The sequence below is a fragment of the Xenophilus azovorans DSM 13620 genome (genome assembly GCF_000745855.1).
Taxonomy (GTDB): domain Bacteria; phylum Pseudomonadota; class Gammaproteobacteria; order Burkholderiales; family Burkholderiaceae_C; genus Xenophilus; species Xenophilus azovorans.
In genome coordinates this window covers 148,193-173,787 of the sequence record NZ_KN050766.1, presented here as the reverse complement: position 1 = coordinate 173,787, position 25,595 = coordinate 148,193, and the positions used below count along the sequence as shown (strand labels likewise).

Sequence of the window (25,595 nt, the reverse complement as noted above, 5' to 3'; positions counted from 1 at the left end):
CATGTCTTCCTCTGCCCCCACCCTGGTGCGCGGCGCCTGCCCGCACGACTGCCCCGACACCTGCGCCCTGGTCACGACCGTCCAGGAAGGCCGCGCCGTGAAGCTGCAGGGCAACCCCGACCACCGCCACACGGGCGGCGTGCTGTGCACCAAGGTCTCGCGCTACATCGAGCGCAACGACCACCCGGAGCGCCTGGTGCAGCCGCTTCGCCGCGCCGGCCCCAAGGGCAGCGGCCGCTTCGAGCCAGTGTCCTGGGACGAGGCGCTCGACGACATCGCCGCCCGGCTGCTCGCGCTCAAATGTAACAACTCAGAAACAATTTTGCCCTACAGCTACGCCGGAACGATGGGTCTGGTGCAGGGCGAGTCGATGGACCGTCGCTTTTTCCACAAGCTCGGCGCCTCGCTGCTGGACCGCACCATCTGCGCCACCGCCGGCGGCGAGGCGCTGGCCCACACACTGGGCGGCAAGGTGGGCATGCGCGTCGAGTTCTTCGCCGAGGCGAAGCTCATCCTCATCTGGGGCAGCAACTCGATCGGCAGCAACCTGCACTTCTGGCGCCATGCGCAGGCCGCCAGGCGGGCCGGCGCGCGGCTGGTGTGCATCGACCCGCGCCGCACCGAGACGGCCGACAAGTGCGACGAGCACATCGCCCTGCTGCCCGGCACCGACGGCGCCCTGGCGCTGGCGCTGATGCACGAGCTGGTGGTGAACGACTGGCTGGACCACGACTACATCGCCCGCCACACCCTGGGCTGGGAGCGGCTGCGCGAGCGCGCCCTGCAATGGCCGCCCGAGCGCGCCGCCGCCGTGTGCGGCGTGCCCGTGCAGCAGATCCGCGACCTGGCGCGCGCCTACGGCACGACGACGCCCGCGGCCATCCGCCTGAACTACGGCGTGCAGCGGGTGCGCGGCGGCGGCAACGCGGTGCGCGCCATCGCCTGCCTGCCGGCGCTGGTGGGCGCCTGGCGGCAGCGTGCCGGCGGCGTGCTGCTCAGCAGCGGGGGCCACTTCCCGGCCGACCGCGCCGCGCTGCAGCGGCCCGACCTGCTGGCCGGCCGCCGGCCGCGCACCGTCAACATGGTGCGCATCGGCGATGCGCTGGCGGGCGATGCCGGGGCGCTCGCGGGCGGCCCGCCGATCGAGGCCATCGTGGTCTACAACAGCAACCCGGTGGCGGTGGCGCCCGAGTCGGCCAAGGTGGCGGCCGGCTTCGCGCGCGAAGACCTCTTCACCGTGGTGCTGGAGCAGTTCCAGACCGACACCGCCGACCACGCCGACTACCTGCTGCCCGCCACCACGCAGCTGGAGCACTGGGACATCCACGCCAGCTACGGCCACACCGACGTGCTGCTCAACCGCCCCGCCGTCGCCCCGCGCGGCCAGGCGCGCAGCAACGCCTGGGTGTTCCGCGAGCTGGCGCGGCGCATGGGCTTCGACGAGCCCTGCTTTGCCGACGACGACGAGGCGCTGTGCCGCCAGGCCTTCGCGCCCGGCGCCATCGACTGGACCGAGCTCGAACGCGACGGCTTCACCAGCGTGCCGCTGCCCGAGGCGCCCTTCGCCGAGGGCGGCTTTCCCACGCCGTCGGGCCGATGCGAGTTCTTCAGCGAGCGCCTGGCCGCGCAGGGCCTGGACGGCCTGCCCGACCACGTGCCCAACCACGAGCCGGCCGGCAGCTCCAGCGCCTTTCCGCTGGCCATGATCTCGCCGCCGGCGCGCAACTTCCTGAACAGCACCTTCGTCAACGTGAAGAGCCTGCGCAGCATCGAGGGCGAGCCGCTGCTCGAGATCCACGCCGACGACGCCGGCGCCCGCGGCATCGCCGACGGCGCGATGGTGCGGGTGTTCAACGCCCGCGGCGAATACCGCTGCCGCGCCGAGGTCTCGCGCCGCGCGCGGCCGGGCGTGGTCAACGGCCTGGGCGTGTGGTGGCGCAAGCTGGGCGCGGACGGCACCAACGTCAACCAGCTCACCAGCCAGCACCTGACCGACATCGGCCGCGGCCCGACCTTCTACGACTGCCTGGTGCAGGTCGAGCCCGCCTGATGGCGCCGCTGCTGCCGCGCGCCCGGCGACGCCTGGCCTGGGCCGCGGCGGCGCTGGCCCTCGCGGCGCTGGCGGGCTGCGCCCAGCTCGGCTACTACTGGCAGTCGGCCGCCGGCCACATCGGCATCCTGCGCGCCGCGCGGCCGGTGCCCGAGTGGCTGGCCGACCCGCGCACGCCCGACGCGCTGCGCGAGCGGCTGGCACTCGCGCAGCGCATCCGCCGCTTCGCCTCCGAGCGGCTCGCCCTGCCCGACAACCGCAGCTACACCGGCTATGCCGACCTGCACCGCGCGGCAGCCGTCTGGAACGTGGTGGCGGCGCCGCCGCACGCGCTGACGCTCAGGACCTGGTGCTTCCCCATCGCCGGCTGCGTGGGCTACCGCGGCTACTACGCCGAGGCCGATGCGCAGGCCGAGGCCGGGCGCCTGCGCGCCGATGGGCTGGAATCGGCCGTGTACCCGGTGCCCGCCTACTCCACCCTCGGCTGGCTCGACTGGGCCGGCGGCGACCCGCTGCTGTCCACCTTCATCCGCTACCCGGAAGGCGAGCTGGCGCGCATCGTCTTCCACGAGCTGGCGCACCAGGTGGTGTACGTACCGGGCGACACGGAGTTCAACGAATCCTTCGCCACCGCGGTGGAGCGCCTGGGCGGCGCCGAGTGGCTGGCCACGCAGGCCGGGCCGCAGGCGCGCGAGGAATACGCGCAGTTCGACACGCGCCGCCGCGCCATGCGCGCGCTGATGGACGACACGCGCCGGCGGCTGGCCGGCATCTACGACTCGCCGGCCGCCCAGGCCCGCGACTGGCCCGCGGTGGACGCGATGAAGCAGGAGGCCATGGACGCCTTCCGCGCGCGCTACCAGCAGTTGCGCGCCGGCTGGAGCGGCCCGCGCCAGGGCGCCTACGACGCCTGGGTCGCGCGGACCAACAACGCCACCCTCGCCGCGCAGGCCGCCTACGATGCGCTGGTGCCCGGCTTCGAGCGCCTGTTCGAGCGCGAGGGCCGCGACTGGCGCCGCTTCCATGCGGAGGTGAAGCGCATCGCGGCGCTGGATGCCGATGCCCGGCGGCAGGCGCTCGACGCCGCGGACGCACCCCGCCCGCCGCCAGGGAAAGAGAAGGGACACCCCGATGCCTGACATCCACATCGAACGCCGGCACGCGCTGGGGCTGCCGCTGGCCCGCCAGATCGCGCGCCGCTGGATCGGCCGGCTCGAAAGCGACTTCCGCCTGCAGTGCCGCTACGAGGAAGGCTCGCCGAACGACCAGGTGGCCGTGCAGGGGCTGGGCGTGGCGGGATGGGTGGTGGTCAACGCCAGCTTCCTGCAGGTGCAGCTCGACCTGCGCTTCCCGCTCGTCGCCCTGCGCTCGATGATCGAGCAGCGCATCGCGCGCGAGCTGGACGAGGAACTGGACGGGCACGCCGCCGCGCCGGACGCGCCGAAGCGCAGGGCGCCGGCGAAGAAGGCGGCGGCGAAGAAGGCGGCGGCGAAGAAAGTTGCAGCGAAGAAGGCGGCGCCGAAGAAGACGCCGGCCAAGGCCGCCCCGCGCACGCCCCGCACCCGCAAGCCATGAACGCGACGACAGCAGCATCCGCATCCGGCCCGCTGGCCGGCCTCAAGGTGGTCGAGCTGGGCCAGCTCATCGCCGGCCCCTTCGCCGCGCGCACGCTGGCCGACTTCGGCGCCGACGTCGTCAAGATCGAACCGCCCGCCGGCGGCGACCCGCTGCGCCAGTGGCGCCTCATCAAGGACGGCACCTCCGTCTGGTGGCAGGCGCAGTCGCGCAACAAGCGCTCGCTGGCGCTGGACCTGCGCCAGGGCGAGGCGCAGGACATCGTGCGCCGCCTGGCCGCCGAGGCCGACGTGCTGATCGAAAACTTCCGCCCCGGCGCGATGGAGGGCTGGGGCCTCGGCCCCGACGCGCTGCTGGCCGCCAACCCGGCGCTGGTGATGCTGCGCATCAGCGGCTACGGCCAGAGCGGCCCGTACCGCGACCGCCCCGGCTTCGGCATGGTGGCCGAGGCGATGGGCGGCCTGCGCCACCTCACCGGCGAGCCGGGCCGCGTGCCGGTGCGGGTGGGCGTCTCCATCGGCGACACGCTGGCCTCGCTGCACGGCGTGATCGGCGTGCTGATGGCGCTGCAGCACCGCCACGCCACGGCGAGCACCGAACATCCGAAGGGCCGCGGCCAGGTGGTGGACGTGGCGCTGTACGAGGCGGTGTTCAACTGCATGGAGAGCCTGCTGCCCGAGTACAGCGCCTTCGGCGCGGTGCGCGAGGCCGCCGGCAGCGCGCTGCCCGGCATCGCGCCGAGCAACGCGTACCGCTGCGCCGACGGCTACGTGCTCGTGGCCGGCAACGGCGACAGCATCTTCAAGCGCCTGATGCAGTGCATCGGCCGGCCCGACCTGGCGGCCGACCCGCAGTTGGCTGACAACGCCGGCCGCGTGGCGCAGGTGGCGATGATCGACGGCGCCATCGGCGGCTGGACCGCCGCGCGCAGCGTGGCCGACGCGCTGGCCGCGCTGGAGACGGCGCAGGTGCCGGCCGGCCGCATCTACACCGTGGCCGACATCGCCGCCGACCCGCACTACGCGGCGCGCGGCATGCTGCTGCCCACGCCCATGGACGACGGCAGTTCGCTCACGCTGCCGGGCTTCGTGCCCAAGCTGTCGGCCACGCCCGGCGGCCACCGCCGCAACGCGCCGGCGCTGGGGGCGGACACCGACGCGGTGCTGCGCGAGGTGGGACTGAGCGAGGCGCAGATCGCGGCGCTGCGCGAGCGGGGCGTGGTGCGCTGAGGCCGGCGTGACATCGTGGGCGCGCGCCGGGGCTGACGGCCTGAGAAAGCCGATCCACCTACAACCGTTCCGGCTGAGCCTGTCGAAGCCCGAGACCGCGCTTCGACAGGCTCAGCGTGAACGGATGAGGGGTATTGAACGGGTGAGAGGTGTCTGCAACAGCCTCCGCTGTGCTCACGGACGCAGGCCCATCCCGTACGATCACCTCATATGTCCAGTTTCCCCTTCGATGCCGTCCTCTTCGACTGCGACGGCGTGCTCGTCGATTCCGAACCCATCACCAACCGCGTGCTCACCCAGATGCTGGGCGAACTGGGCTGGCACCTGACGCTCGAGGAGACGATGCGCATCTTCGTCGGCAAGGCCGTCAAGGACGAGATGGCGCTGATCGAGGAGAAGACGGGTTTCAGCCTCACGCAGGACTGGCTGCACCTGTTCTGGGCGCGGCGCAACGAGGCGCTGGAGCGCGACCTCGCGCCCATCGCCGGCGCGCCCGAGGCGGCGCGCGCGCTGCATGCGCTGGTGGACGGCCGCATTGCCTGCGCCTCGGGCGCGGACCGGCGCAAGGTCGAGCTGCAGCTCGCGAAGATCGGCCTGCTCGACGCCTTCGAGGGCCGCATCTTCAGCGGCCACGAGACGCCGCGCAGCAAGCCCTGGCCGGACGTGTACCTCGCCGCCGCCGAGGCGCTGGGGGTGCCGCCCGAACGCTGCGCGGTGGTCGAGGACACCGTCACCGGCGCCACCGCCGGCATCGCCGCCGGCGCCACGGTGTTCGGCTACTGCCCCGGCGGCCTGGGCCACAGCAGCGCCGACGCGATGCGCGCCATCGGCGTGGCGCACATCTTCACCGACATGGCGCGGCTGCCGCAGGCCATGCAAGCGTACGCGCCGACGCGAGCATAGAACTGGATCCAGGCGCGTGCCTCGCGACGTCATCGAGCCGAGGATTGGCGCACTGCACCAAGGGCCGTCCGCGCTCAACGAAGCTGCGTCTTGAAGAAATCCATCCAGATAGGCACGGCGACGAAGCGATTGCCCGAGTAGCCCGATGTGATGCCCCATTTCGCGCACTCTTTGGGCAATTGGCTTTGGCCCGCCTGATTGTTGGGCAGTTCTTTGCCACTGTCGACGATGCGAATGATGCCCCCCGCAACAATGTTCTTGCACCCGGAAACGTTCTGCGCGCGCGGCTTGAACGCTACCGGCCTGGGGCCGTCGAAGTCGTGATAGACGCCAGGAATCACCACTGCGCGCGCACTCCCACCGTGGGTATTGATCCATTCCTGATGCTCGACGCAATGCTCGGCCAGCGTATGGTCGTCCTTCTCGCCTGAAATCAGCAGCACTGGCGTCGGATGGAAGCGTTCATCCACCACGCGCTCCACGCAGGCTGCGTAGAGGCCAACCATGGCCTGGATCGGGAACTCGAAAGGCACGCCCGGTTGCGCTAGTGAGCCGTTGGTAAACAAATCCAGCATGCGCTGCTTGGACAACTGCAGCACGGCCATGCCTCCCATGCTTTCACCGATCAGACCGACACGTTTGACGTTCGGAAATCGGGATCGCATGTATTGCGCCACATAGATCGCGTCAGTCGCCATCGAGGATGTTGTGCCACCACGTTGCGTGAACTGCGTGTAGTTCTGACTCGTGATGTCGATGCCGCGCGGCGTCCAATGGTCGATGACAACCGCTGCAAAACCATTCTTGGTGAGCGCATCTGCATATTCGTAGTGCCGCGCATCTACGCCCTGCGCCCCATGACTGATCAGCACGAGGTCTGACCACGCTGCCTGGGGCTCGAACAGGACAGCCGTGACCACCCCATCCTTGCAAGCAAAGTCACTACCCCAGTAGCCCAAGCAGAATTTGACGGAAACCGAGTGCGCCTTACCACTTGCGGCTGCCAAAGGTTGGTACTGAGCCGGTGCATCCTGTGCCATCGCTGTTGCGCCAACCGTCAGCGCCCATACGCACGCCTGAACGGCCTTCAGCAGTTGAGCCAAAGCTTTCATCGATCTCCTCCTTGGTTGTAGACGTTCTTCATGAACGAATGCATTCCTGGTCATCGATATTCCCCATTGCTTGACGATCAAAGGGTGTTTCGATGGATATTAGTTGCCAAATTGACATTCATCAAGCTGCGCCCAGGTGCACCCAGGGAGGAACTCAAGAGGGAGGGAGGCGGTGGACCCGTTCGCACGCGATCAGCAGCACACGAAGGAAATAGACCACCAGTAGGATGCCCGCGACATCGCCGACGAACATGGGCACAAGCCCTGCAACGGGTGTCTCTGTCATACCTGCGGACCAGAAGAGCACATTGTGGGCGAGCGTATTGACTGCTGCCACCAGCCCAGCCACCCACGTCAGTTGTAGCGCAGTCAGGCCCTGAAGGCTTGGCCGCACATGCAGCAATGTCATGGCGGCCCGCACGGCAGCAAGCGCTCCAAGCGATGACACACATGCCATCGCGATAGATTGCAATGGGTGGTCCAGAAGAAAATCTTCCGGGATCGTCGCAACGGTTCCCACCCACAGCCCCAGCGCACCTCGCCAGCCGAACAGCAAGATGCTCAACATCCGTACGGCCGCGGGGAGGAACACCCAGTTGATCACGGCCGGCGCCCATTCGAGCATCCTGAACATCTTCGCATTCAGATGGAACAGCGCCATCCAGGCAACCGCCGTTCCGATAGCCTGCCACCAATAGGCATCGTGTTCCCGCGCAGCCATGGAAAAGCCCTCAAGGGAGGCGGCCGCGGGCAGCCATGTCAAGACATCGACCCAGTTTGGAGAAGTAGTTCTGCGCAACCGCTGTTGGCATGACGTACTTGATCCGGCTGTCTGTCTGATCTGGTTGAAATTCGATCAACCCCTTCTGTCGCAGCGTCTGGAGACGCCGCCGAACAGTAGTGGCAGAAGAATCGACCTGCAATTGCATGGCCTCCAGTACCGTCAGCTTCGCTCCTGTGGCCCATGTTGCAGCAAGCACATTCAGCACTCGCTCCTCGACAGCGTCCAGCGCAGGAAAGAGCGGCAGGCTTCGGATGGCGTTCGCCAGATTGAGAAAGCGCAGGTAGGTCTGCGACAAATTCTCTGTCTTCGGCATAGCAAATTTCAGACTGCAATGATGCGCGCCATTCTGGCACCCTTTTGAGACGGCTGTGGAGGCCCTCCTCACCCAACGGAGCACCGCTGGAGCAGCGATGTTCCGGAACGCGTGCCTCAGGCGCGCCCGAGCACCGGCGCCAGCGCCTCGCCGGTGTGCGTGCCCAGGCGCACCACCTCCTCCGGCGGTGCCGAGGCCACCACCTGGCCGCCGCCGCGCCCGCCCTCGGGGCCCAGGTCCACGATCCAGTCGGCCTCGGCGATGAGGTCGAGGTCGTGCTCGATCACCACCACGCTGTGGCCGCCGCCGACCAGCCGGTGCAGCACGTGGATGAGCTTCTCCACGTCGGCCATGTGCAGGCCGACGGTGGGCTCGTCCAGCACATAGAGCGTGTGCGGGGCCCGGTTGCCGCGCCGCGTCACGTCGTCGCGCACCTTGCTCAGCTCGGTGACGAGCTTGATGCGCTGCGCCTCGCCGCCGCTGAGCGTGGGGCTGGGCTGGCCCAGCGTGAGGTAGCCCAGGCCCACGTCCTTGAGCAGTTGCAGCGGGTGGCTGATGACGGGCATGCTGGCGAAGAACTCGACTGCCTCGTCCACTTCCATCTGCAGCACGTCGCCGATGCTCTTGCCGCGCCAGGTGACGGCCAGCGTCTCGGGGTTGAAGCGTGCGCCGTGGCAGCTCTCGCAGGGCACCTTCACGTCGGGCAGGAAGCTCATCTCGATGGTGCGCACGCCCGCGCCATCGCAGGTCGGGCAGCGGCCCTCGCCGGTGTTGAAGCTGAAGCGCCCCGGCGCATAGCCGCGCGCCTTGGCCTCCAGCGTGTCGGCGAAGAGCTTGCGGATGGTGTCCCAGAAGCCGATGTAGGTGGCGGGGCAGCTGCGCGGCGTCTTGCCGATGGGGGTCTGGTCCACTTCGAGCACGCGGTCGATGCCCTCGTAGCCGGCCACGCCGGTGCAGCCGCTCCATTTCGGGCGCTTGCCCGCGGCGTCGGCGTCGCGGCCGGCACGGGTGGCGCGCTGCTGCACGTTGGCCAGCAGCACGTCGCGCGCCAGCGTGGACTTGCCCGAGCCGCTGACGCCGGTGACCACCACCAGCCGGTTCAGCGGCACCGACACGTTGACGGACTGCAGGTTGTGCAGGTTCGCGCCCGCGATCGCGAGCCAGGACACCGCGCCCTCGCCTTCCTCGGCCGAGGGCAGGACCGGCCGGCGCGGGTGCAGCGGATGCCGGATCGCGTCGCGCAGGTAGCGGCCGGTGAGCGAGTCGCCCGAGCGCTCCACCTCGGCCACCGAGCCCTGCGCCACCACGCGCCCGCCGCGCTTGCCGGCGCCGGGGCCGATGTCGATCAGGTGGTCGGCGCGGCGGATGGTGTCCTCGTCGTGCTCCACCACCACCAGCGTGTTGCCCTTGTCGCCCAGCTTGTGCAGCGCGTCGAGCAGGATGCGGTTGTCGCGCGCATGCAGGCCGATGGTCGGCTCGTCCAGCACGTAGCACACGCCCTGCAGGTTGCTGCCGAGCTGCGCCGCCAGGCGGATGCGCTGCGCCTCACCGCCGCTGAGCGTGGGCGCGCCGCGGTCCAGCGTGAGGTAGCCCAGGCCGACTTCCTCCAGGAATTCGAGGCGGCTCTTGATCTCGGGGATCAGGTCGCGGGCGATGTCGGCCTCGCGGCCGGAGAGCGCCAGCGTCTCGACCCAGGCGCGCACGTCGCTCACCGCCAGGCGCGCGATGTCGGCGATGCCCACGCCGTTGAAGCGCACGGCGCGCGCGGTGGCGTTCAGGCGCGTGCCTTCGCAGGTGGGACAGGCGACGTCGGCCACGTCCTCCACCTCCGGCTCGGCGAAGGTCTGCTCGCGGCCGCGGTTGTCCTCGGCCATCGTGGAATCGTCCAGCGCCTTGCGCTGCTCCTTCGTCAGCTTCACGCCGGTGCCCACGCAGTCGGGGCACCAGCCGTGCTTGCTGTTGTAGGAGAACAGGCGCGGGTCCAGCTCGGCGTACGAGGTGGCGCACACTGGGCAGGCGCGCAGCGTCGAGAACACCTGCACCTGGCCGATGCCCGCGGTGGAGACGCCCGCCAGCATCGCCGCCTTCAGCCCGGTGAGGCCGTGCAGCACGTGCACCACGCCTTTGCCGTGCTCCAGCGCGGTCGCCAGCGCGGCGCGCAGTTCGGCTTCCCTGGCCGGCTCCACGTCGACGCTGGCGACCGGCAGCTCGATGGTGTGTTCCTTGAAGCGGTCGATGCGCGGGAAGCCGGTGGTGGGCAGGAACTCGCCGTCCACCCGCAGGTGCGTGTAGCCGCGCGGCCGCGCCCAGTCGGCCAGCTCGGTGTAGACGCCCTTGCGGTTGACCACCAGCGGCGCCAGCAGGCCGATGTGCTGGCCGCGGAAGTGCCGCAGCAGCTGCGCCGCGATGCTGTCCGGCGTCTGCGGCTGCACCGCCGCGCCGTCGCGGATGCAGTGCTGCACGCCCAGCTTGACGTACAGGAGGCGCAGGAAGTGCCACACCTCGGTGGTGGTGCCCACCGTGCTCTTGCGGCCGCCGCGCGAGAGGCGCTGCTCGATCGCCACCGTGGGCGGGATGCCGTACACCGCGTCCACCTCCGGCCGCCCGGCCGGCTGCACGATGCTGCGCGCGTAGGCGTTCAGCGATTCGAGGTAGCGCCGCTGCCCCTCGTTGAACAGGATGTCGAAGGCCAGCGTGGACTTGCCCGAGCCGCTGACGCCGGTGATGACGCTGAACTTGCCGCGCGGGATGTCCACCGACAGGTGCTTGAGGTTGTGCTCGCGGGCGTTGACGATTTCGATGGCCTCGCGGCCCGGCGCGGGGGCAACGGCGTACTGGGCCGTCTTCTCGCGCACCGCCAGCGCGGCCGGGCCGAGCGCGGTCTCGTACGCCGCCAGCGCGGCGCCGGTGTGCGAGCCCTTCATCTCCCGCACGTGCTCCGGCGTGCCGACGGCCACCACCTGGCCGCCGCCCTCGCCGCCTTCGGGGCCGAGGTCGATCACCCAGTCGCTGGCGCGGATCACGTCCAGGTTGTGCTCGATCACGACCAGCGAATGGCCGGCGTCGAGCAGCTTGCGCAGCGCGCGCATCAGGCGGGCGATGTCGTCGAAGTGCAGGCCGGTGGTCGGCTCGTCGAAGAGGAACAGCGTGCCCTTCTTCGCCAGCGGCTGGCGCGATTTGGCCGCGCCGTTGGCGGCCTCCGCCAGGAAGCCGGCCAGCTTGAGGCGCTGCGCCTCGCCACCGGACAGCGTGGGCACCGGCTGGCCGAGCTTCACGTAGTCCAGGCCCACGTCCACGATGGGTTGCAGCACGCGCTGCACTTCCCGGTCCGTGCCGAAGAGATCGGTCGCCTCGGCCACCGTCAGTTCCAGCACGTCCGACACGTTCAGCGTGCGGCCCTTGCGCTCGATCGTCACCTCCAGGATCTCGGGCCGGTAGCGCTTGCCGTCGCAGTCCGGGCAGCGCAGGTACACGTCCGAGAGGAACTGCATCTCCACGTGCTCGAAGCCCGAGCCGCCGCAGGTCGGGCAGCGCCCGTCGCCGGAGTTGAAGCTGAACTTGGCCGCCGTGTAGCCGCGCTGCCTCGACAGCGGCGCGGTGGCGAAGATCTCGCGCACCGCGTCCCAGGCGCCGACGTAGCTGGCCGGGTTGGAGCGCGCCGTCTTGCCGATGGGCGACTGGTCGACGAACACCACGTCGGAGAGGTGGTCGGCGCCCAGCAGCCGGTCGTGCGCGCCGGCCAGCTCGGTCGGCTTGCCGAAGTGGCGCATCAGCGCCGGCGCCAGCACGTCCTGCACCAGCGTGGACTTGCCCGAGCCGCTGACGCCGGTGACGGCCACCAGCCGCTGCAAGGGGATCTCGACCGTCACGTCCTTCAGGTTGTGCTCGCGCGCGCCTTCGAGGATCAGGCGCGGCGTGCCCTCGCTCACCGCGCGCTTGAGACCCATGCCGATGTGCTTGCGCCCGCCCAGGTACTCGCCGGTGAGCGTGTGCGCACCGCGGAGCAGCTCGACCGGGCCGTCGAACACGATCTGCCCGCCGCGCGCGCCGGGGCCGGGGCCCATGTCGATCACGCGGTCGGCGGCCAGCATGACGGCCGGGTCGTGCTCCACCACCACCAGCGTGTTGCCGGCGTCGCGCAGGCGCTGCATGGCCTCGGTGATGCGGTCCATGTCGCGCGGGTGCAGGCCGATGCTGGGCTCGTCCAGCACGAACAGGGTGTTGACCAGCGAGGTGCCCAGGGCGGTGGTGAGGTTGATGCGCTGCACCTCGCCGCCGGAGAGGGTGCGGCTCTGCCGGTCGAGCGTGAGGTAGCCGATGCCGACGTCGTGCAGGTACTTCAGGCGCGTCGTGATCTCCTCGAACAGGAGACGCATCGCTTCGCGCTGCCCCTCCTGCGGAGTGGACGTGGACCCACCCCCTCCTAAATCCTCCCCCCTCCAGGGGGAGGACTTCTGCGCATCAAAGAACTGTCGAAGCCGCTCGATGGGCATCAGCATCAGGTCGTGCAGGCTGAGGCCGGGCAGCGCTTCGAGCTGTTCGCGCGTCCACGGCACGCCGACCGGCATGAAGCGCTTCGCGGGCGGCAGCGCCGCGTCGGCATCGGCCTTGCTGCCCAGGCGCCACAGCAGGCTTTCGAGCTTGAGGCGCGCGCCGCCGCAGGTGGGGCACGGCGTGTAGCTGCGGTACTTGGACAGCAGCACCCGGATGTGCATCTTGTACGCCTTGCTCTCCAGGTAGGCGAAGAAGCGGCGGATGCCGTACCACTGCTTGCTCCAGTTGCCTTCCTTGTAGTTGGGCGTGCCCTCGATCACCCAGTGCTTCTGCTCGGGCGTGAGCTTGGCCCAGGGCGTGTCGCGCGGGATGCCGGCGCTCTCGGCATGGCGCATCAGGTCGTCCTGGCACTCCTTCCAGGCCGGCGTCTGGATCGGCTTGACGGCGCCCGCGCGCAGCGTGAGCTTGTCGTTGGGCATGACCAGGTTCCAGTCCACCCCGATCACGCGGCCGAAGCCGCGGCAGGCCTCGCAGGCGCCCACGGCGGAGTTGAAGCTGAACATCGAGGGGATCGGGTCGGCGTAGCGGATATCGCTCTCGGGGCAGTGCAGGCCGGTGGAGAAGCGCCACAGCTCCGGCTCGGCACTCCCCTCGGCCGGCACTGCGTACACGGTGACGCGCCCGGTACCGCGCTTGAGCGCGACCTCGATCGCCTCGATCACCCGCGCCCGCTCGGTGTTCGAGAAGCGGAAGCGGTCCGCCACCACGTCCAGCACCTTGCGCGGCCCGGTCGGCGTGCCGACCTCGCGCTGCGCCTGCACCCGCGTGAAGCCGCTGGCGGCCAGCCACTGCTCGATCTCCTGCTCGGTCGCGCTGGCCGGCAGCTCCACGGGGAAGGTGACGACCAGCCGCGGGTCGCCCGCAGTCCTGTTGGCCCCCACGCTCCCCGCTTCGCGTGGTTCGCTGCCCCCCGAGGGGGCTGCTTCACCTTGGGGCGGCCCGGCGGTGAAGCTTTCGGCGCGCCGCTGCATCTCGGCGCAGATCGTGTCCGGCGTGTCGTGCCGCACCGGCAGCGCGGTCTGGCGGTCGAAGAGCTGCGCCGCGCGGGCGAACAGCAGCTTCAGGTGGTCGTTCAGCTCGGTCATCGTGCCGACCGTGGAGCGCGAGCTGCGCACCGGGTTGGTCTGGTCGATGGCGATGGCGGGCGGCACGCCTTCCACCCGGTCCACCGCCGGCTTGTCCATGCGGTCGAGGAACTGGCGGGCGTAGGCGCTGAAGGTCTCGACGTAGCGGCGCTGGCCCTCGGCGTAGAGGGTGTCGAACACCAGGCTGGACTTGCCCGAGCCGCTGGGGCCGGTCACCACCGTCAGTTCGCCGGTGCGGATGTCGAGGTCGAGGTTGCGAAGGTTGTGCTGGCGGGCGCCGCGGATGCGGATGGAGCCGGAGGTCATGCCGTGGGGGTGCTGGGAGCGGTTCGGGCGGGAGGGGCGGAACATTCTGCCCGTGCCGGGCGATCGCGGCTGCCTGGGGTCTTTGGCGCCCTGAGGCTGCGGCTCCCGTGCAGTACGCCATACGGGGGCGCCGCGGTCTCCGGGTTAGTACCCACTCCGGAACGTGCCACACAGGAAACAATTGAAACTCTTTGTTTCTCATCCGCAACATCTTCCACCGGAGATTGCCATGCCCCTGTTTCGCCTTGGCGGCAGCGCCGCGCTGCTGTTCGCGCTGAGCATGTCGAGCGCCAGCGCCCAGATCGTGATCGGCCAGACGGCCGGCATCACCGGCCCCGTGGCCTCCAGCGTGAACGAGACGATCGCCGGCTCCCGGCTGGTCATCGACGCGGTCAACGCCCAGGGCGGCGTGAACGGCGAGCAGATCGAGGTGGTGCGGCTGGACGACGGCTTCGACCCCAAGCGCGCCGCCGAGAACGGCCGCGTGCTGATCGAGGAGAAGAAGGCGGTGGCCCTGTTCCTGACGCGGGGCACGCCGCACACGCAGTCCATCATCCCGCTGCTGGACAAGCACGGCGTGCCGCTGATCGGCCCGTCCACCGGCGCGATGGTGCTGCACAAGCCGCTGCAGCGGCACGTGTTCAACGTGCGCTCCACCTACCAGCGCGAGGCCGAGAAGGCGGTGCAGCACCTGAGCACCGTCGGCATGAACCGCATCGGCGTGGTGTACGTGACCGACTCCTTCGGCGCCGACGCGCTGGAAGGCGCCAAGACCGGCTTCGCCAAGGCCAAGCTGGATCCGGCCGCGCTGGTGCAGGCCGACCGCGACAAGCCGGACTACAAGACCATCGTGCCCCAGCTCGTGCAGGCCCAGGTGCAGGCGGTGCTGTGGATCGGCTCCGGCACCGCGGTGGTGGAAGGCGTCAAGGCGCTGCGTGCCGCGGGGTCGGCGGCGCAGGTGGTCACGCTGTCGAACAACGCCTCGTCCGGCTTCATCAAGTCGCTGGGCGACAACAGCCGCGGCGTGATCGTCACGCAGGTCTTCCCCAGCGAGCGCTCGATCGGCACGCCGATGGTCCGGGAGGCGATGGCGCTGGCCAAGGGCAAGGAACTCTCGCCGGCGATGCTGGAGGGCTTCGCCTCCGCCAAGGTGCTGGTCGAGGCCCTGCGCCGCGCCGGCCCGGCGCCGACCCGGGCCAAGGTGCTGGCCGCGCTGGACGGGCTCAAGAACTTCGATCTCGGCGGCCTGGAGGTGAGCTACTCGCCGCAGGACCACACCGGCATCGACTATGCCGACCTGTCCATCATCAGCGAGGGGCGCTTCAGGCGCTGAGCCGCCGCGGCGGGGCTACTTCGAGGCGCCGCCCTCCGGCGCGGCGGCGGGAGCATGCTGGATGTCGCCGCTGTGCTGCTCGCCGCCCATGTCGATCTTGTCGCCCGCCTGCATGATGACGAACAGGGCGACGGCGGCGAACACCACGAAACCCACGGCCAGCTTCCACATGACATCTCTCCTGATCGGATATTGAACGGACCGGTCCCCCGGTTCAGCAAAAGGGCCTCCGCGGAGGCCCTTTTGCTGAACCGGCGCCGCCGGCAAGACGGCGCCGGGCACGGCGCGGATCAGTCGTTGGCGTAGATGTCCACGTCCTTGGTCTCGCGGATGAACAGCGTGCCGATCACCAGCGTCATGGCGGCGATGATGATCGGGTACCACAGGCCGTTGTACATGTTGCCGGTGGAGGCCACGATGGCGAAGGCGGTGGTGGGCAGCAGGCCGCCGAACCAGCCGTTGCCGATGTGGTACGGCAGGCTCATCGAGGTGTAGCGGATGCGCGTCGGGAACAGCTCCACCAGCATCGCGGCGATCGGGCCGTACACCATGGTCACCAGGATCACCAGGTAGGTCAGCAGCACCACCAGCATCAGCTTGTTCATCTTCGCCGGGTCGGCCTTGGCCGGGTAGCCGGCCGACTTCAGGTCGTCGGCCAGTTCCTTCTTGAAGGCGCCGATGGACTTGGCGGAGGCCTCGTCGAACTTGTGGTTGGCCACCACGCCGGTCGGGGCGGTCACGGTCTTGTCGCCGATCTTCACCACCGCCGGGCTGCCGGCCGGGCCGGCCACGTTCTCGTAGCTCACCGAGTTCTGCACCAGGTAGCGCTTGGCGATGTCGCAGGAGCTCTTGAAGTCGATCTCGCGCGCCACCGGGTTGCCCTGGAAGGAGCAGGTCGCCGGGTCGGCCGTCACGGTCACGCCGGCCTTCGCCTGGGCCTGCGCCAGGTCGGGGTTGGCGTACTCGGTCAGCATCTTGAAGACCGGGAAGTAGGTCACCACCGCCAGCAGGCAGCCGGCCATGATGATCGGCTTGCGGCCGATCCTGTCGGACAGGGAGCCGAAGATGATGAAGAAGGGCGTGCCGATCAGCAGCGCCGCGGCGATCAGCAGGTTGGCGGTGGTGAGGTCCACCTTGAGCTGGGCCGTCAGGAAGAACAGCGCGTAGAACTGGCCCGAGTACCAGACCACCGCCTGGCCGGCCGTCAGGCCCAGCAGCGCCAGGATCACGATCTTCAGGTTCTTCCACTCGCCGAAGGACTCGGACAGCGGCGCCTTGGAGGTCTTGCCCTCGGCCTTCATCTTCTGGAAGGCGGGCGATTCGTTCAGCGACAGGCGGATCCACACCGAGATCCCCAGCAGCAGGATAGACACCAGGAAGGGGATGCGCCAGGCCCAGGCGGCGAAGGCGTCCTCGCCGAAGCCGGTGCGCACGCCCAGGATCACCAGCAGCGACAGGAACAGGCCCAGCGTCGCCGTGGTCTGGATCCACGAGGTGTAGGCGCCGCGCCGGCCGTGCGGCGCGTGCTCGGCCACGTAGGTGGCGGCACCGCCGTACTCGCCGCCCAGGGCCAGGCCCTGCAGCATGCGCAGCGCGATCAGGATCACCGGCGCGGCCACGCCGATGGTGGCGTAGCTGGGCAGCAGGCCGACGATGAAGGTCGACAGGCCCATGATCAGGATGGTGACCAGGAAGGTGTACTTGCGCCCGATCATGTCGCCCAGGCGGCCGAACACGATGGCGCCGAAGGGCCGCACCAGGAAGCCGGCGGCGAAGGCCAGCAGCGCGAAGATGAAGGCCGCGCCGGCATCCAGCCCGCTGAAGAACTGCTTGGCGATGATGCCCGCCAGCGAGCCGTACAGGTAGAAGTCGTACCACTCGAACACCGTGCCGAGCGAAGAAGCGAAGATGACCTTCCGCTCCTCCGCCGTCATGGGCCGGGGGGCCGGGTGCGGCATCCCCTTCGAATCCAGTGTGGCTGCCATTGCTGTCTCCTCGTGAATGGAATGATCGGCCCGCGGAACCCGGGCCGTACTTCATTCTTTGGAGGCGGACTGACCCTTTCCTTGCACCAAACTGAATCTTTTCTGACAACCCGAGGGTGAACCCGGGGCCAATGTTTCGGATAAAGAAAAAATCGGACCGCGCCGCATCTGCCGAGGGAAAACACCTACCTTCTCCATTGAACCAATCCCTCGGAAACACGGCGTTACCATGCCGTTGCATCGCAGATGCGCTGAATTCGCGGCATCCCGCGAAGACTTAATTCCGGAAGGGGAGGATCATGAAGAAGATCGCATTTATTGCGCTGGCGTCGGCCTTGTTCACGGGCTGCGCATCCGTTCAGATGGAAAGTCAGGGGGCCTCGGACAAGGCCAAGCAATTCTCGGCGCCGTCGCCGGGAAATTCGGGCCTGTACCTCTATCGAGACAGCGCCGTCGGCAGAGCGCTGAAGAAGGATCTCCGTGTCGACGGCAAGTGCATCGGGGAATCCGCACCGGACGTCTTCTTCTATACCGAAGTGGCCGGCAATAAAGAGCACGTGATTTCCACGGAATCAGAATTCTCGCCAAACACGCTCATCTTGCTGTTCGAGGCCGGCAAGAATTATTTCGTGCGGCAATACATCAGGCTCGGCGTATTCGTTGGCGGCGCCGACCTCGAGGTCATTCCTGAAGCCCAAGGCAAGGAAGCCGTGGCGAAGCTCGAACTGGCAACGCAGGGCACCTGCAACAGCCAATAGGCCGCACACCCCACGCGCGGGGCATCGGGCACCGGCGACGCCGGGCTCAGCCCTTCGCCAGCGCCGAAGGCCGCTGGTCGGCCTCGTCCCACCGCGATCCGGCGAACCAGTCGTCGCCGGTCAGGTAGGCGCGCAGCATGGCCAGGCCGTCGAAGCCCCAGAACAGGCGCCCGTCGACCACGAAGGCCGGCGTGCCGAAGACGCCCTGCGCGATGGCCTCGTCGGTGTTGGCCTTGAGCTGCGCCTTGACCTCGTCGCCGGCCGGGTCGCGCGCCGGCTGCAGCCGCTGCGCGAGCCCGGTCAGCCGCGCCGGGTCGGCCGCCTCCTGGCCGCCGCGCCAGACTTCGCGGAACACGGTCTCGGCCAGGTAGCGGTTGATCTGGCCGCCGGGCAGCGCCGTCGCCGCCAGCGCCAGGCGCAGGTGCGGCAGCGGGTTGTAGGGGTGGGTGGCCGGCATCTCGATCGGGATGCCGTGCGCATGGCCCAGCCAGAGCACGTGGCGGTAGGTCCAGCTCCGCTTGGCGGGGATCTCCGCCGGCGCCCGCTGGCCGTGGTGCCGCACGACGGCGCCCAGCAGCACCGGCTTGTAGGCCACCTCGTGGCTCAGCCCTTCCAGCGCCTGCGGCAGGTGCTCGAAGGCGAGGTACGCGTAGGGGGAGACGAAGTCCAGGTAGAAGTCGATGTGTTTCATGGGCAGGCCGTTGCGTGCGCGATGCGCTGTTCCACCCGCGACCAGACGGCGAGGCGGGCGGGGTCGTCCAGGGTGCGCCAGTGCGCGATCTCTTCGAGGGTGCGGAAGCAACCTTCGCACAGGCCGCTGGCGGCGTCCATCCGGCACACCGAGATGCACGGCGAGGGCACCGGCTCCAGGCCCTGCGCCACGGCCGAGCGCACCAGCCGCGCGCGCTCGAGCACGGGGTGCAGGTGCAGCGGCGCGTTCATCCACCCGCCGCCGGCGGCTGCACCACGTCCGCCACGGGCGCGCCGCCGGTGAGCGCTTCCAGATCCTGCGGGCGCAGGCGGAACACCGCGTGCGGATGTCCGGCCGCGGCCCAGATCTCGTCGAAGCGGAACAGTTCGCGGTCGATCAGCACCACCGGCGGCGTGGCGTGCGCCACCGGCGAGACGCCGCCGATCGAGAAGCCGGTCTTGCCCTTGACGAAATCGGCGTCGGCGCGGCCGGTCTTGCCGACCAGCGCATCGACCTTCTTCTCGTCGACGCGCCGGTCGCCGGAGGTGACGACCAGCACCGCCGCGTCATCGGCCTTACGGCGGAAGACGATGCTCTTGGCGATCTGCCCGAGCGCGATGCCCAGCGCGTCGGCCGCCTGCTGCGCGGTGCGCGCCGCGTCGTCGAGCATGCGCGGCGCATGGGGATGCCCGCTGGCCTGGAGGTGCCGGGCGACGCGCTGGACGCCGTCGGGCAGGGAATGGAGTTCGGAGCCGCACATGGCCCCGATTCTGCCGCGATGCACCAATCCGGACCGCTGCGCGCCGCAGGATGCACCCGACTGCGCCGTCTTCCCGCTTCGCGGGCCGCTGCGGCGCCCGGATCGGCAGGCACGGCCCTTGCATGGCACTGGTCGCCGAGCCGCGGGCAGCGTTGCCCCGATCCGCTCGGCACCTCCGCCAACGCCGGCGGGACCCGATCGAGCTGACGCCCCCCGCGGGCAGCCAGCCCGGTAGTTCCAACACGACTTCGCACTCGTGTGCCGGCGGAAGTGCCTTCCTGCACCCCCTTCAGCCGGGCCCGCGCGTGCGTGCAGGACCGACATGAAGATCATCGTCATCGGCCACGGCATGGTGGGCCACAAGTTCCTCGAGCAGCTGCACGCGCTCGGGGTGCCGGGTGCGGAAGTCACCGTGCTGTGCGAGGAGCCGCGTCCGGCCTACGACCGGGTGCATCTCTCGGACTTCTTCTCGGGCCGCAGCGCCGAGGACCTCTCGCTGGTCGAGCCCGGCTTCTTCGAGAAGACCGGCTTCACCCTGCGCCTGGGCGCGAAGGCCGTCGCCGTCGAGCGGCGCAACAACACCGTCACCACGGCCGACGGCGAGGTGCTGCCCTACGACCGGCTGGTGCTGGCCACCGGCTCGGTGCCCTTCGTGCCCGCGGTGCCGGGCCGCGACCGGCCCCACTGCTTCGTCTACCGCACCATCGAGGACCTGGAGGCCATGCAGGCCTGCGGCGCGCGCAGCCAAAGCGGCGTGGTCGTCGGCGGCGGCCTGCTCGGCCTGGAGTGCGCCAAGGCGCTGCGCGACATGGGCCTGGAGACGCACGTGGTCGAGTTCGCGCCGCGCCTGATGGCGGTGCAGGTGGACGAAGGCGGCGGGCGCACGCTGCGCAGCAGGATCGAGGCGCTGGGCGTGCACGTCCACACCGACCGCAACACGGTGGAGATCACCGATGGCGCCAGTGCGCGGCACCGCATGGTGTTCGCGGACGGCACCTACCTGGAGACCGACATGATCGTGTTCTCCGCCGGCATCCGGGCGCAGGACGCGCTGGCGCGCCAGTGCGCGCTGGCCATCGGCCCGCGCGGCGGCGTGGCGGTGGACGACCACTGCCGCGCCAGCGACCGCCACGTCTACGCCATCGGCGAGTGCGCCTCGTGGAACGAGCAGGTGTTCGGCCTGGTCGCGCCCGGCTACGAGATGGCGCGCGTGGCGGCCAGGCACATCGCCGGCGACGCGCAGGCCGCCTTCACCGGCGCCGACATGAGCACCAAGCTCAAGCTGATGGGCGTGGACGTGGCCAGCATCGGCGACGCGCACGGCCGCACGCCCCGTTCGCGCGCCTACCAGTTCATCGACGAGCGCAGGCAGGTCTACAAGAAGATCGTCGTAAGCGGGGACGGCAGCAGGCTGCTGGGCGCCGTGCTGGTGGGCAACGCCGACGAGTACGGCACGCTGCTGCAGATGGCGCTGAACGGCATCGCGCTGCCGGAGGCGCCCGAGTTCCTGATCCTGCCTTCCAGCGACGGCCAGGCGAAGCCCGGGCTGGGCGTGGAGGCGCTGCCCGACGGCGCGCAGATCTGCTCGTGCAACAGCGTCACCAAGGGCGCGATCTGCGCCGCCGTCGGCGAAGGCGCCTGCACCGTGGCCGACATCAAGGCCTGCACGAAAGCGGGCGCCACCTGCGGCGGCTGCGTGCCGCTGGTCACGCAGGTGATGAAGTTCGAGATGGCGCGCCGCGGCATGGCGGTGAACAACCACCTCTGCGAGCACTTCGCCCACTCGCGCCAGGCGCTGTACCACCTGGTGCGCGTCGGCGGGATCCGGACCTTCGACGAACTGCTCGACAAGCACGGCCAGGGCCTGGGCTGCGACGTCTGCAAGCCGGCGGCGGCCAGCATCCTGGCCTCGTGCTGGAACGACTTCGTGCTCCAGCCCCAGCTCGCCAAGCTGCAGGACAGCAACGACTACTTCCTCGGCAACATCCAGAAGGACGGCACCTACTCGGTGGTGCCGCGCATGCCCGGCGGTGAAGTCACGCCCGACGGCCTGATCGCCGTCGGCACGGTGGCCAAGAAGTACGGCCTGTACACCAAGGTGACGGGCGGCGCGCGGGTAGACATGTTCGGCGCGCGGCTGGAGCAGTTGCCGCTGATCTGGGAGGAGCTGATCGCCGCCGGCTTCGAGTCGGGCCATGCCTACGGCAAGTCGCTGCGCACGGTGAAGAGCTGCGTCGGCTCGATCTGGTGCCGCTACGGCGTGGATGACAGCGTGGGCCTCGCGGTCGAGCTGGAGAACCGCTACAAGGGCCTGCGCGCACCGCACAAGATCAAGTTCGGCGTCTCCGGCTGCACGCGCGAATGCGCCGAGGCCCAGGGCAAGGACGTGGGCGTGATCGCCACCGACAAGGGCTGGAACCTCTACGTCTGCGGCAACGGCGGCATGAAGCCGCGCCACGCCGAGCTGATCGCCTCCGATCTGAAGAAGGACGAGTTGATCCGCCTGATCGACCGCTTCCTGATGTTCTACGTGCGCACCGCCGACCGGCTGCAGCGCACCAGCACCTGGCGCGAATCGCTCGAAGGCGGGCTGGACTACCTGAAGGACGTGCTCATCCGCGACAGCCTCGGGATCGGCGCCGAGCTGGAGGCGCAGATGCAGCACGTGGTCGACACCTACCAGTGCGAATGGAAGACCGCCGTCACCACGCCCGCCACGCGCGCGCGCTTCCGCAGCTTCGTCAACAGCGACCGGCCGGACGAGCACGTCGTCTTCATCGAGGAGCGCGGGCAGATCCGCCCGGCGCGCCCCGAGGAGAAGCGGGCCGCCGCACTCCCCGCCTGAACGCCCTGCCCGAGGACACGACCATGAAGCCCGACTCCCCCGACACCCTGCAGTGGGCCGCCGTGTGCGCGCTCGACGACATCCTGCCCGACACCGGCGTGTGCGCCCGGGTCGGCCACCGGCACGTGGCGGTCTTCCGCGTCGGCGCCGAACGGCTCTACGCCATCGACAACGTGGACCCGAAGTCCGGCGCCAGCGTGCTCTCGCGCGGCCTGGTCGGCAGCCTGGGCGAGCGCATCGTCGTCGCCTCGCCGCTCTACAAGAACCACTTCGACCTCGCCACCGGCGAATGCCTCGAAGCGCCCGAGCACTCGGTGCGCGCCCATGCCGCGCGCGCCGAGGGCGGGCAGGTCCTGGTCCGGCTGGCCTGATCGCCCGCCTCCATTCCCTTCTCTTCCCCCTCTCCACAAGGAAATTCCATGGCCTACCTCGCACCTGCCGAGTTCGTGACCAAGATGGTCGACGCCGGCGAATCCAAGCTCCTGATGTCCACCCGCGACACGCTGATCCGCGCCTACATGGCCGGTGCCATCCTGGCGCTGGCGGCGGCCTTCGCGGTGACGGTCACCGTCAACACCGGCAACGCGCTGGTCGGCGCGATGCTGTTCCCGGTCGGCTTCATCATGCTGTACCTGCTGGGCTTCGACCTGCTGACCGGCGTGTTCACGCTGGCGCCGCTGGCCGTGTTCGACCGGCGCCCGGGCGCCACCTGGCGCGGCGTGCTGCGCAACTGGGGGCTGGTGTTCGCCGGCAACTTCGCCGGCGCGCTGACGGTGGCCGTCTTCATGGCCATCATCTTCACCTTCGGCTTCTCCGAGGCGCCCAACGCCATCGGCGTCAAGCTCGGCCACATCGGCGAGGGGCGCACGGTGGGCTATTCGGCGCACGGCGCGGCGGGCATGCTCACGCTGTTCATCCGCGCGGTGATGTGCAACTGGATGGTCTCCACCGGCGTGGTGGCGGCCATGATGTCCACCAGCGTGTCGGGCAAGGCCATCGGCATGTGGATGCCGGTGATGATCTTCTTCTACATGGGCTTCGAGCACTCGATCGTCAACATGTTCCTGTTCCCCACCGGCCTGATGCTGGGCGGCAACTTCACGCTGATGGACTACTTCATCTGGAACGAGCTGCCCACCGTGCTGGGCAACCTGGTGGGGGGCCTGACCTTCGTCGGCATGACGCTGTACGCCACCCACTACAAGACGGCGCCCAAGCGCGCCGCGCCGGCCGCTTCCGCCCGGACCGAGGCGAAGTCCTCCTCGCAACGCGCCCTGGCCTGAGCGCCGCCCGGTGCCGCCGCACGCCCTGCCGCGCGTCTCGGTCGGCCAGCACTCGGCGGCCGGCCGCGACGGCCCGAACCAGGACTTCCACGGCGCCATGCTGCCCGCCGGCCACCTGCTGGCCGCCAAGGGCATCGCGCTGGCGCTGGCCGACGGCATCGGCTCCAGCCGCGTGAGCCAGGTGGCCAGCGCGGCGGCGGTGCGCGGCTTCCTGGACGACTACTACGCCACCTCCGAAGCCTGGTCCACGCGCCGCTCGGCCGAGCGCGTGCTCGGCGCGCTCAACGCCTGGCTGCACGCCCAGAACCAGCGCGGCGACGCGCGCTTCGACAAGGACCGTGGCTGCGTCTGCACCTTCAGCGCGCTGATCCTCAAGGGCCGCCGGCTGCACCTGCTGCACGTGGGCGATGCGCGGGTCTACCGCGTCCATGCGCAGGCGCTGGAGCAGCTGACGCAGGACCACCGCGTGCGCGTCTCGGCCGAGGAGGCCTACCTCGGCCGCGCCCTGGGCATCGGCGCGCACGTGGAGATCGACCACCACGGCTGGGAGGCCGAGCCGGGCGAGCTCTACCTGCTGGCCACCGACGGCGCGCACACGCACCTCGATGCCGCCGCGGTGCACGAGGCCGTCGCCGGCTGCGGCGGCGACCTCGACGCCGCCGCCCGCACGCTGGTGGCGCAGGCGCACGACCGCGGCAGCGAGGACGACGCCACCGTCCAGTTGCTGCGAGTGGATGCGCTGCCCGAGCCCGGCGCCGATGCGCTGCACCGGCAGCGCGAGACGCTGGCGCTGGCGCTGCCGCCGCCGCTGGCGGCCGGCATGCACTTCGAAGGCTTCACCGTGCTGCGCGAACTGTTCGTCGGCCCGCGCAGCCACGTGCACCTGGCGCGCGACGACGCCACCGGCCGGCATGTGGTGCTGAAGACCCCCTCGGTCGACCTGCGTGACGATGCCGCGCACCTCGACCGCTTCGTGCTGGAAGAGTGGGCGGCGCGGCGCATCGACGGCCCGCACGTCGTGAAGGCCGCCACGGCCGAACGGCCGCGCCGCCACCTGTTTGTCGCGCTGGACTTCGTCGAGGGCCAGACGCTGGCGCAGTGGATGCGCGACCATCCCCGGCCGCCGCTGGAGGCGGTGCGCGCCATCGTGGAGCAGGCCGCGCGCGGCCTGCAGGCGCTGCACCGGCGCGAGATGCTGCACCAGGACCTGCGCCCCGAGAACCTGATGGTCGACGCCGCCGGCACCGTGACCTTGATCGACCTGGGCTCGGTGCACGTGGCCGGGCTGGCGGAGCGGCTGGACGCGCCGCCCGCGCCTGCGGTGGAAGGCACGCTGCAGTACGCCGCGCCGGAACTGCTGTTGGGCGAAGGCGCCAGCGAGCGCTCGGACCTGTTCTCGCTGGCCGCGATCGCCTACCAGATGCTGGCCGGCCAGTTGCCCTACAGCCTGGACGCTGCCCGCGTACGCACGCCGGCCGACCTGCGCCGGCTGCGCTGCGTGCCGCTGCGCCACCACCGGCCCGAACTGCCGGCCTGGGTCGATGCCGTTCTGCACAAGGCCCTGCAGCCCGATGCGCAGCGGCGCCAGGAGGCGGTGTCGGAGTTCGTGCACGACCTGCGCGCACCGGCGCCGCAGTTCCTGCAGCGGCGCCCCGTGCCGCTGGCCGAGCGCGACCCGGTGCGCTTCTGGCAAGGGATCGCGCTGCTGCTGGCGCTGGCGGTCGTCGTGCTGATCGCTCTGCGGGTGTTAGGGCGCTGAGATGGCCGCCTCGGGCGTGTGAGGGGGAGCGGGGTAAGCCATGGTCCGGCCCTGGCCCCGGTCAACTCCCCTCACCCGTTCACGCTGAGCCTGTCGAAGCGCATCACCCGGCTTCGACAGGCTCAGCCCGAACGGGGGTGGTGGGTTGACGGCACCTTGGATGCTCCCTCCCGGTTCCACGCGCCGTGGCCGGGGGCCTGGGGCGCGGGCGATTTGTGGGGCGGCGAGGAGCGCAGGACAGGGGCGGGCGGGCCTGCGGTAGGACAGGCA

General features: G+C 70.0%; 20 protein-coding genes. 11 read left to right on the top strand and 9 right to left on the bottom strand.

The window, feature by feature from the left end; genetic code table 11:
- Nucleotide 1: 1 nt before the first annotated feature.
- The 5 genes from Q392_RS27235 to Q392_RS27215 all read left to right on the top strand — a co-directional run bounded on the left by Q392_RS27235 (nucleotide 2) and on the right by Q392_RS27215 (nucleotide 5,757).
- Nucleotides 2-2,050, top strand: a complete 2,049-nt coding sequence (locus Q392_RS27235; RefSeq protein WP_038216140.1) for a molybdopterin-containing oxidoreductase family protein — start codon at nucleotides 2-4, stop codon at nucleotides 2,048-2,050.
- Nucleotides 2,050-3,189 (top strand): aminopeptidase, encoded by a 1,140-nt coding sequence (locus tag Q392_RS27230; RefSeq protein ID WP_038216137.1) that lies wholly within the window; start codon nucleotides 2,050-2,052, stop codon nucleotides 3,187-3,189. The genes Q392_RS27235 and Q392_RS27230 overlap by 1 nt, the downstream gene beginning before the upstream one ends.
- Nucleotides 3,182-3,625: a polyhydroxyalkanoic acid system family protein gene (locus Q392_RS27225; RefSeq protein ID WP_051954011.1), complete on the top strand. Its 444-nt coding sequence runs from the start codon at nucleotides 3,182-3,184 to the stop codon at nucleotides 3,623-3,625. Before Q392_RS27230 ends, Q392_RS27225 begins: the two co-directional genes overlap by 8 nt.
- Nucleotides 3,622-4,854 carry a CaiB/BaiF CoA transferase family protein gene (locus Q392_RS27220; protein WP_038216134.1) on the top strand — a complete coding sequence of 411 codons (1,233 nt, stop codon included), beginning with the start codon at nucleotides 3,622-3,624 and terminating at the stop codon, nucleotides 4,852-4,854. The genes Q392_RS27225 and Q392_RS27220 overlap by 4 nt, the downstream gene beginning before the upstream one ends.
- A 210-nt stretch (nucleotides 4,855-5,064) precedes the next feature.
- Entirely contained in the window at nucleotides 5,065-5,757 is a 693-nt protein-coding gene (locus Q392_RS27215) for an HAD family hydrolase (protein ID WP_038216131.1), read from the top strand.
- Between the two features lie 74 nt (nucleotides 5,758-5,831).
- On the opposite strand, the gene Q392_RS27210 is transcribed toward Q392_RS27215, so the two are convergent.
- From Q392_RS27210 to uvrA, 4 genes are all read right to left on the bottom strand, one after another.
- Nucleotides 5,832-6,869 carry a dienelactone hydrolase family protein gene (locus tag Q392_RS27210; RefSeq protein ID WP_169748361.1) on the bottom strand — a complete coding sequence of 346 codons (1,038 nt, stop codon included), beginning with the start codon at nucleotides 6,867-6,869 and terminating at the stop codon, nucleotides 5,832-5,834.
- A 154-nt stretch (nucleotides 6,870-7,023) separates the two neighbouring features.
- Nucleotides 7,024-7,632, bottom strand: a complete 609-nt coding sequence (locus Q392_RS27205) for a hypothetical protein (RefSeq protein WP_211260324.1) — start codon at nucleotides 7,630-7,632, stop codon at nucleotides 7,024-7,026.
- The gene (locus Q392_RS33230) at nucleotides 7,601-7,966 is read right to left on the bottom strand and encodes a helix-turn-helix domain-containing protein (protein WP_211260323.1); all 366 of its coding nucleotides are present in this window, start codon (nucleotides 7,964-7,966) and stop codon (nucleotides 7,601-7,603) included. Before Q392_RS33230 ends, Q392_RS27205 begins: the two co-directional genes overlap by 32 nt.
- A 116-nt stretch (nucleotides 7,967-8,082) precedes the next feature.
- Complete coding sequence (gene uvrA, locus Q392_RS27200) at nucleotides 8,083-13,911, bottom strand: excinuclease ABC subunit UvrA (RefSeq protein WP_038216125.1); 5,829 nt, start codon at nucleotides 13,909-13,911, stop codon at nucleotides 8,083-8,085.
- 229 nt (nucleotides 13,912-14,140) lie between these two features.
- On the opposite strand from uvrA, the gene Q392_RS27195 reads away from it, so the two are divergent.
- The gene (locus Q392_RS27195) at nucleotides 14,141-15,244 is read left to right on the top strand and encodes an ABC transporter substrate-binding protein (RefSeq protein ID WP_038216122.1); all 1,104 of its coding nucleotides are present in this window, start codon (nucleotides 14,141-14,143) and stop codon (nucleotides 15,242-15,244) included.
- 15 nt (nucleotides 15,245-15,259) lie between these two features.
- On the opposite strand, the gene Q392_RS33565 is transcribed toward Q392_RS27195, so the two are convergent.
- Together Q392_RS33565 and Q392_RS27190 are read right to left on the bottom strand one after the other, a co-directional pair.
- A complete protein-coding gene (locus Q392_RS33565; RefSeq protein ID WP_169748360.1) occupies nucleotides 15,260-15,415 on the bottom strand; it encodes a hypothetical protein in 156 nt (51 codons plus the stop codon).
- A gap of 119 nt (nucleotides 15,416-15,534) precedes the next feature.
- Complete coding sequence (locus Q392_RS27190) at nucleotides 15,535-17,229, bottom strand: MFS transporter (RefSeq protein ID WP_038216119.1); 1,695 nt, start codon at nucleotides 17,227-17,229, stop codon at nucleotides 15,535-15,537.
- A 299-nt stretch (nucleotides 17,230-17,528) separates the two neighbouring features.
- On the opposite strand from Q392_RS27190, the gene Q392_RS27185 reads away from it, so the two are divergent.
- Nucleotides 17,529-17,987, top strand: a complete 459-nt coding sequence (locus Q392_RS27185) for a DUF2846 domain-containing protein (protein ID WP_038216116.1) — start codon at nucleotides 17,529-17,531, stop codon at nucleotides 17,985-17,987.
- Nucleotides 17,988-18,033: 46 nt separating this feature from the next.
- Here the strand turns inward: Q392_RS27185 and Q392_RS27180 are convergent, their stop codons facing one another.
- The 3 genes from Q392_RS27180 to Q392_RS27170 are packed head-to-tail and all read right to left on the bottom strand — an operon-like array spanning nucleotide 18,034 to nucleotide 19,438.
- Nucleotides 18,034-18,678, bottom strand: a complete 645-nt coding sequence (locus Q392_RS27180) for a 2-hydroxychromene-2-carboxylate isomerase (protein WP_038216114.1) — start codon at nucleotides 18,676-18,678, stop codon at nucleotides 18,034-18,036.
- Entirely contained in the window at nucleotides 18,675-18,929 is a 255-nt protein-coding gene (locus Q392_RS27175; protein ID WP_084217440.1) for a DUF1289 domain-containing protein, read from the bottom strand. The genes Q392_RS27180 and Q392_RS27175 overlap by 4 nt, the downstream gene beginning before the upstream one ends.
- Complete coding sequence (locus Q392_RS27170; RefSeq protein WP_038216111.1) at nucleotides 18,926-19,438, bottom strand: YbaK/EbsC family protein; 513 nt, start codon at nucleotides 19,436-19,438, stop codon at nucleotides 18,926-18,928. The genes Q392_RS27175 and Q392_RS27170 overlap by 4 nt, the downstream gene beginning before the upstream one ends.
- A 322-nt stretch (nucleotides 19,439-19,760) precedes the next feature.
- On the opposite strand from Q392_RS27170, the gene nirB reads away from it, so the two are divergent.
- Genes nirB through Q392_RS27150 form a run of 4 tightly spaced genes read left to right on the top strand, consistent with a single transcriptional unit; the run spans nucleotide 19,761 to nucleotide 25,325 of the window.
- Nucleotides 19,761-22,283, top strand: coding sequence for a nitrite reductase large subunit NirB (nirB, locus tag Q392_RS27165; RefSeq protein WP_038216108.1), 2,523 nt, complete (start codon nucleotides 19,761-19,763; stop codon nucleotides 22,281-22,283).
- 23 nt (nucleotides 22,284-22,306) lie between these two features.
- Nucleotides 22,307-22,654 carry a nitrite reductase small subunit NirD gene (nirD, locus tag Q392_RS27160; RefSeq protein WP_038216105.1) on the top strand — a complete coding sequence of 116 codons (348 nt, stop codon included), beginning with the start codon at nucleotides 22,307-22,309 and terminating at the stop codon, nucleotides 22,652-22,654.
- Between the two features lie 48 nt (nucleotides 22,655-22,702).
- Complete coding sequence (locus Q392_RS27155; protein ID WP_051954010.1) at nucleotides 22,703-23,566, top strand: formate/nitrite transporter family protein; 864 nt, start codon at nucleotides 22,703-22,705, stop codon at nucleotides 23,564-23,566.
- A gap of 10 nt (nucleotides 23,567-23,576) precedes the next feature.
- Nucleotides 23,577-25,325 carry a bifunctional protein-serine/threonine kinase/phosphatase gene (locus Q392_RS27150; protein ID WP_038216102.1) on the top strand — a complete coding sequence of 583 codons (1,749 nt, stop codon included), beginning with the start codon at nucleotides 23,577-23,579 and terminating at the stop codon, nucleotides 25,323-25,325.
- The last annotated feature ends 270 nt before the right edge of the window (nucleotides 25,326-25,595 follow it).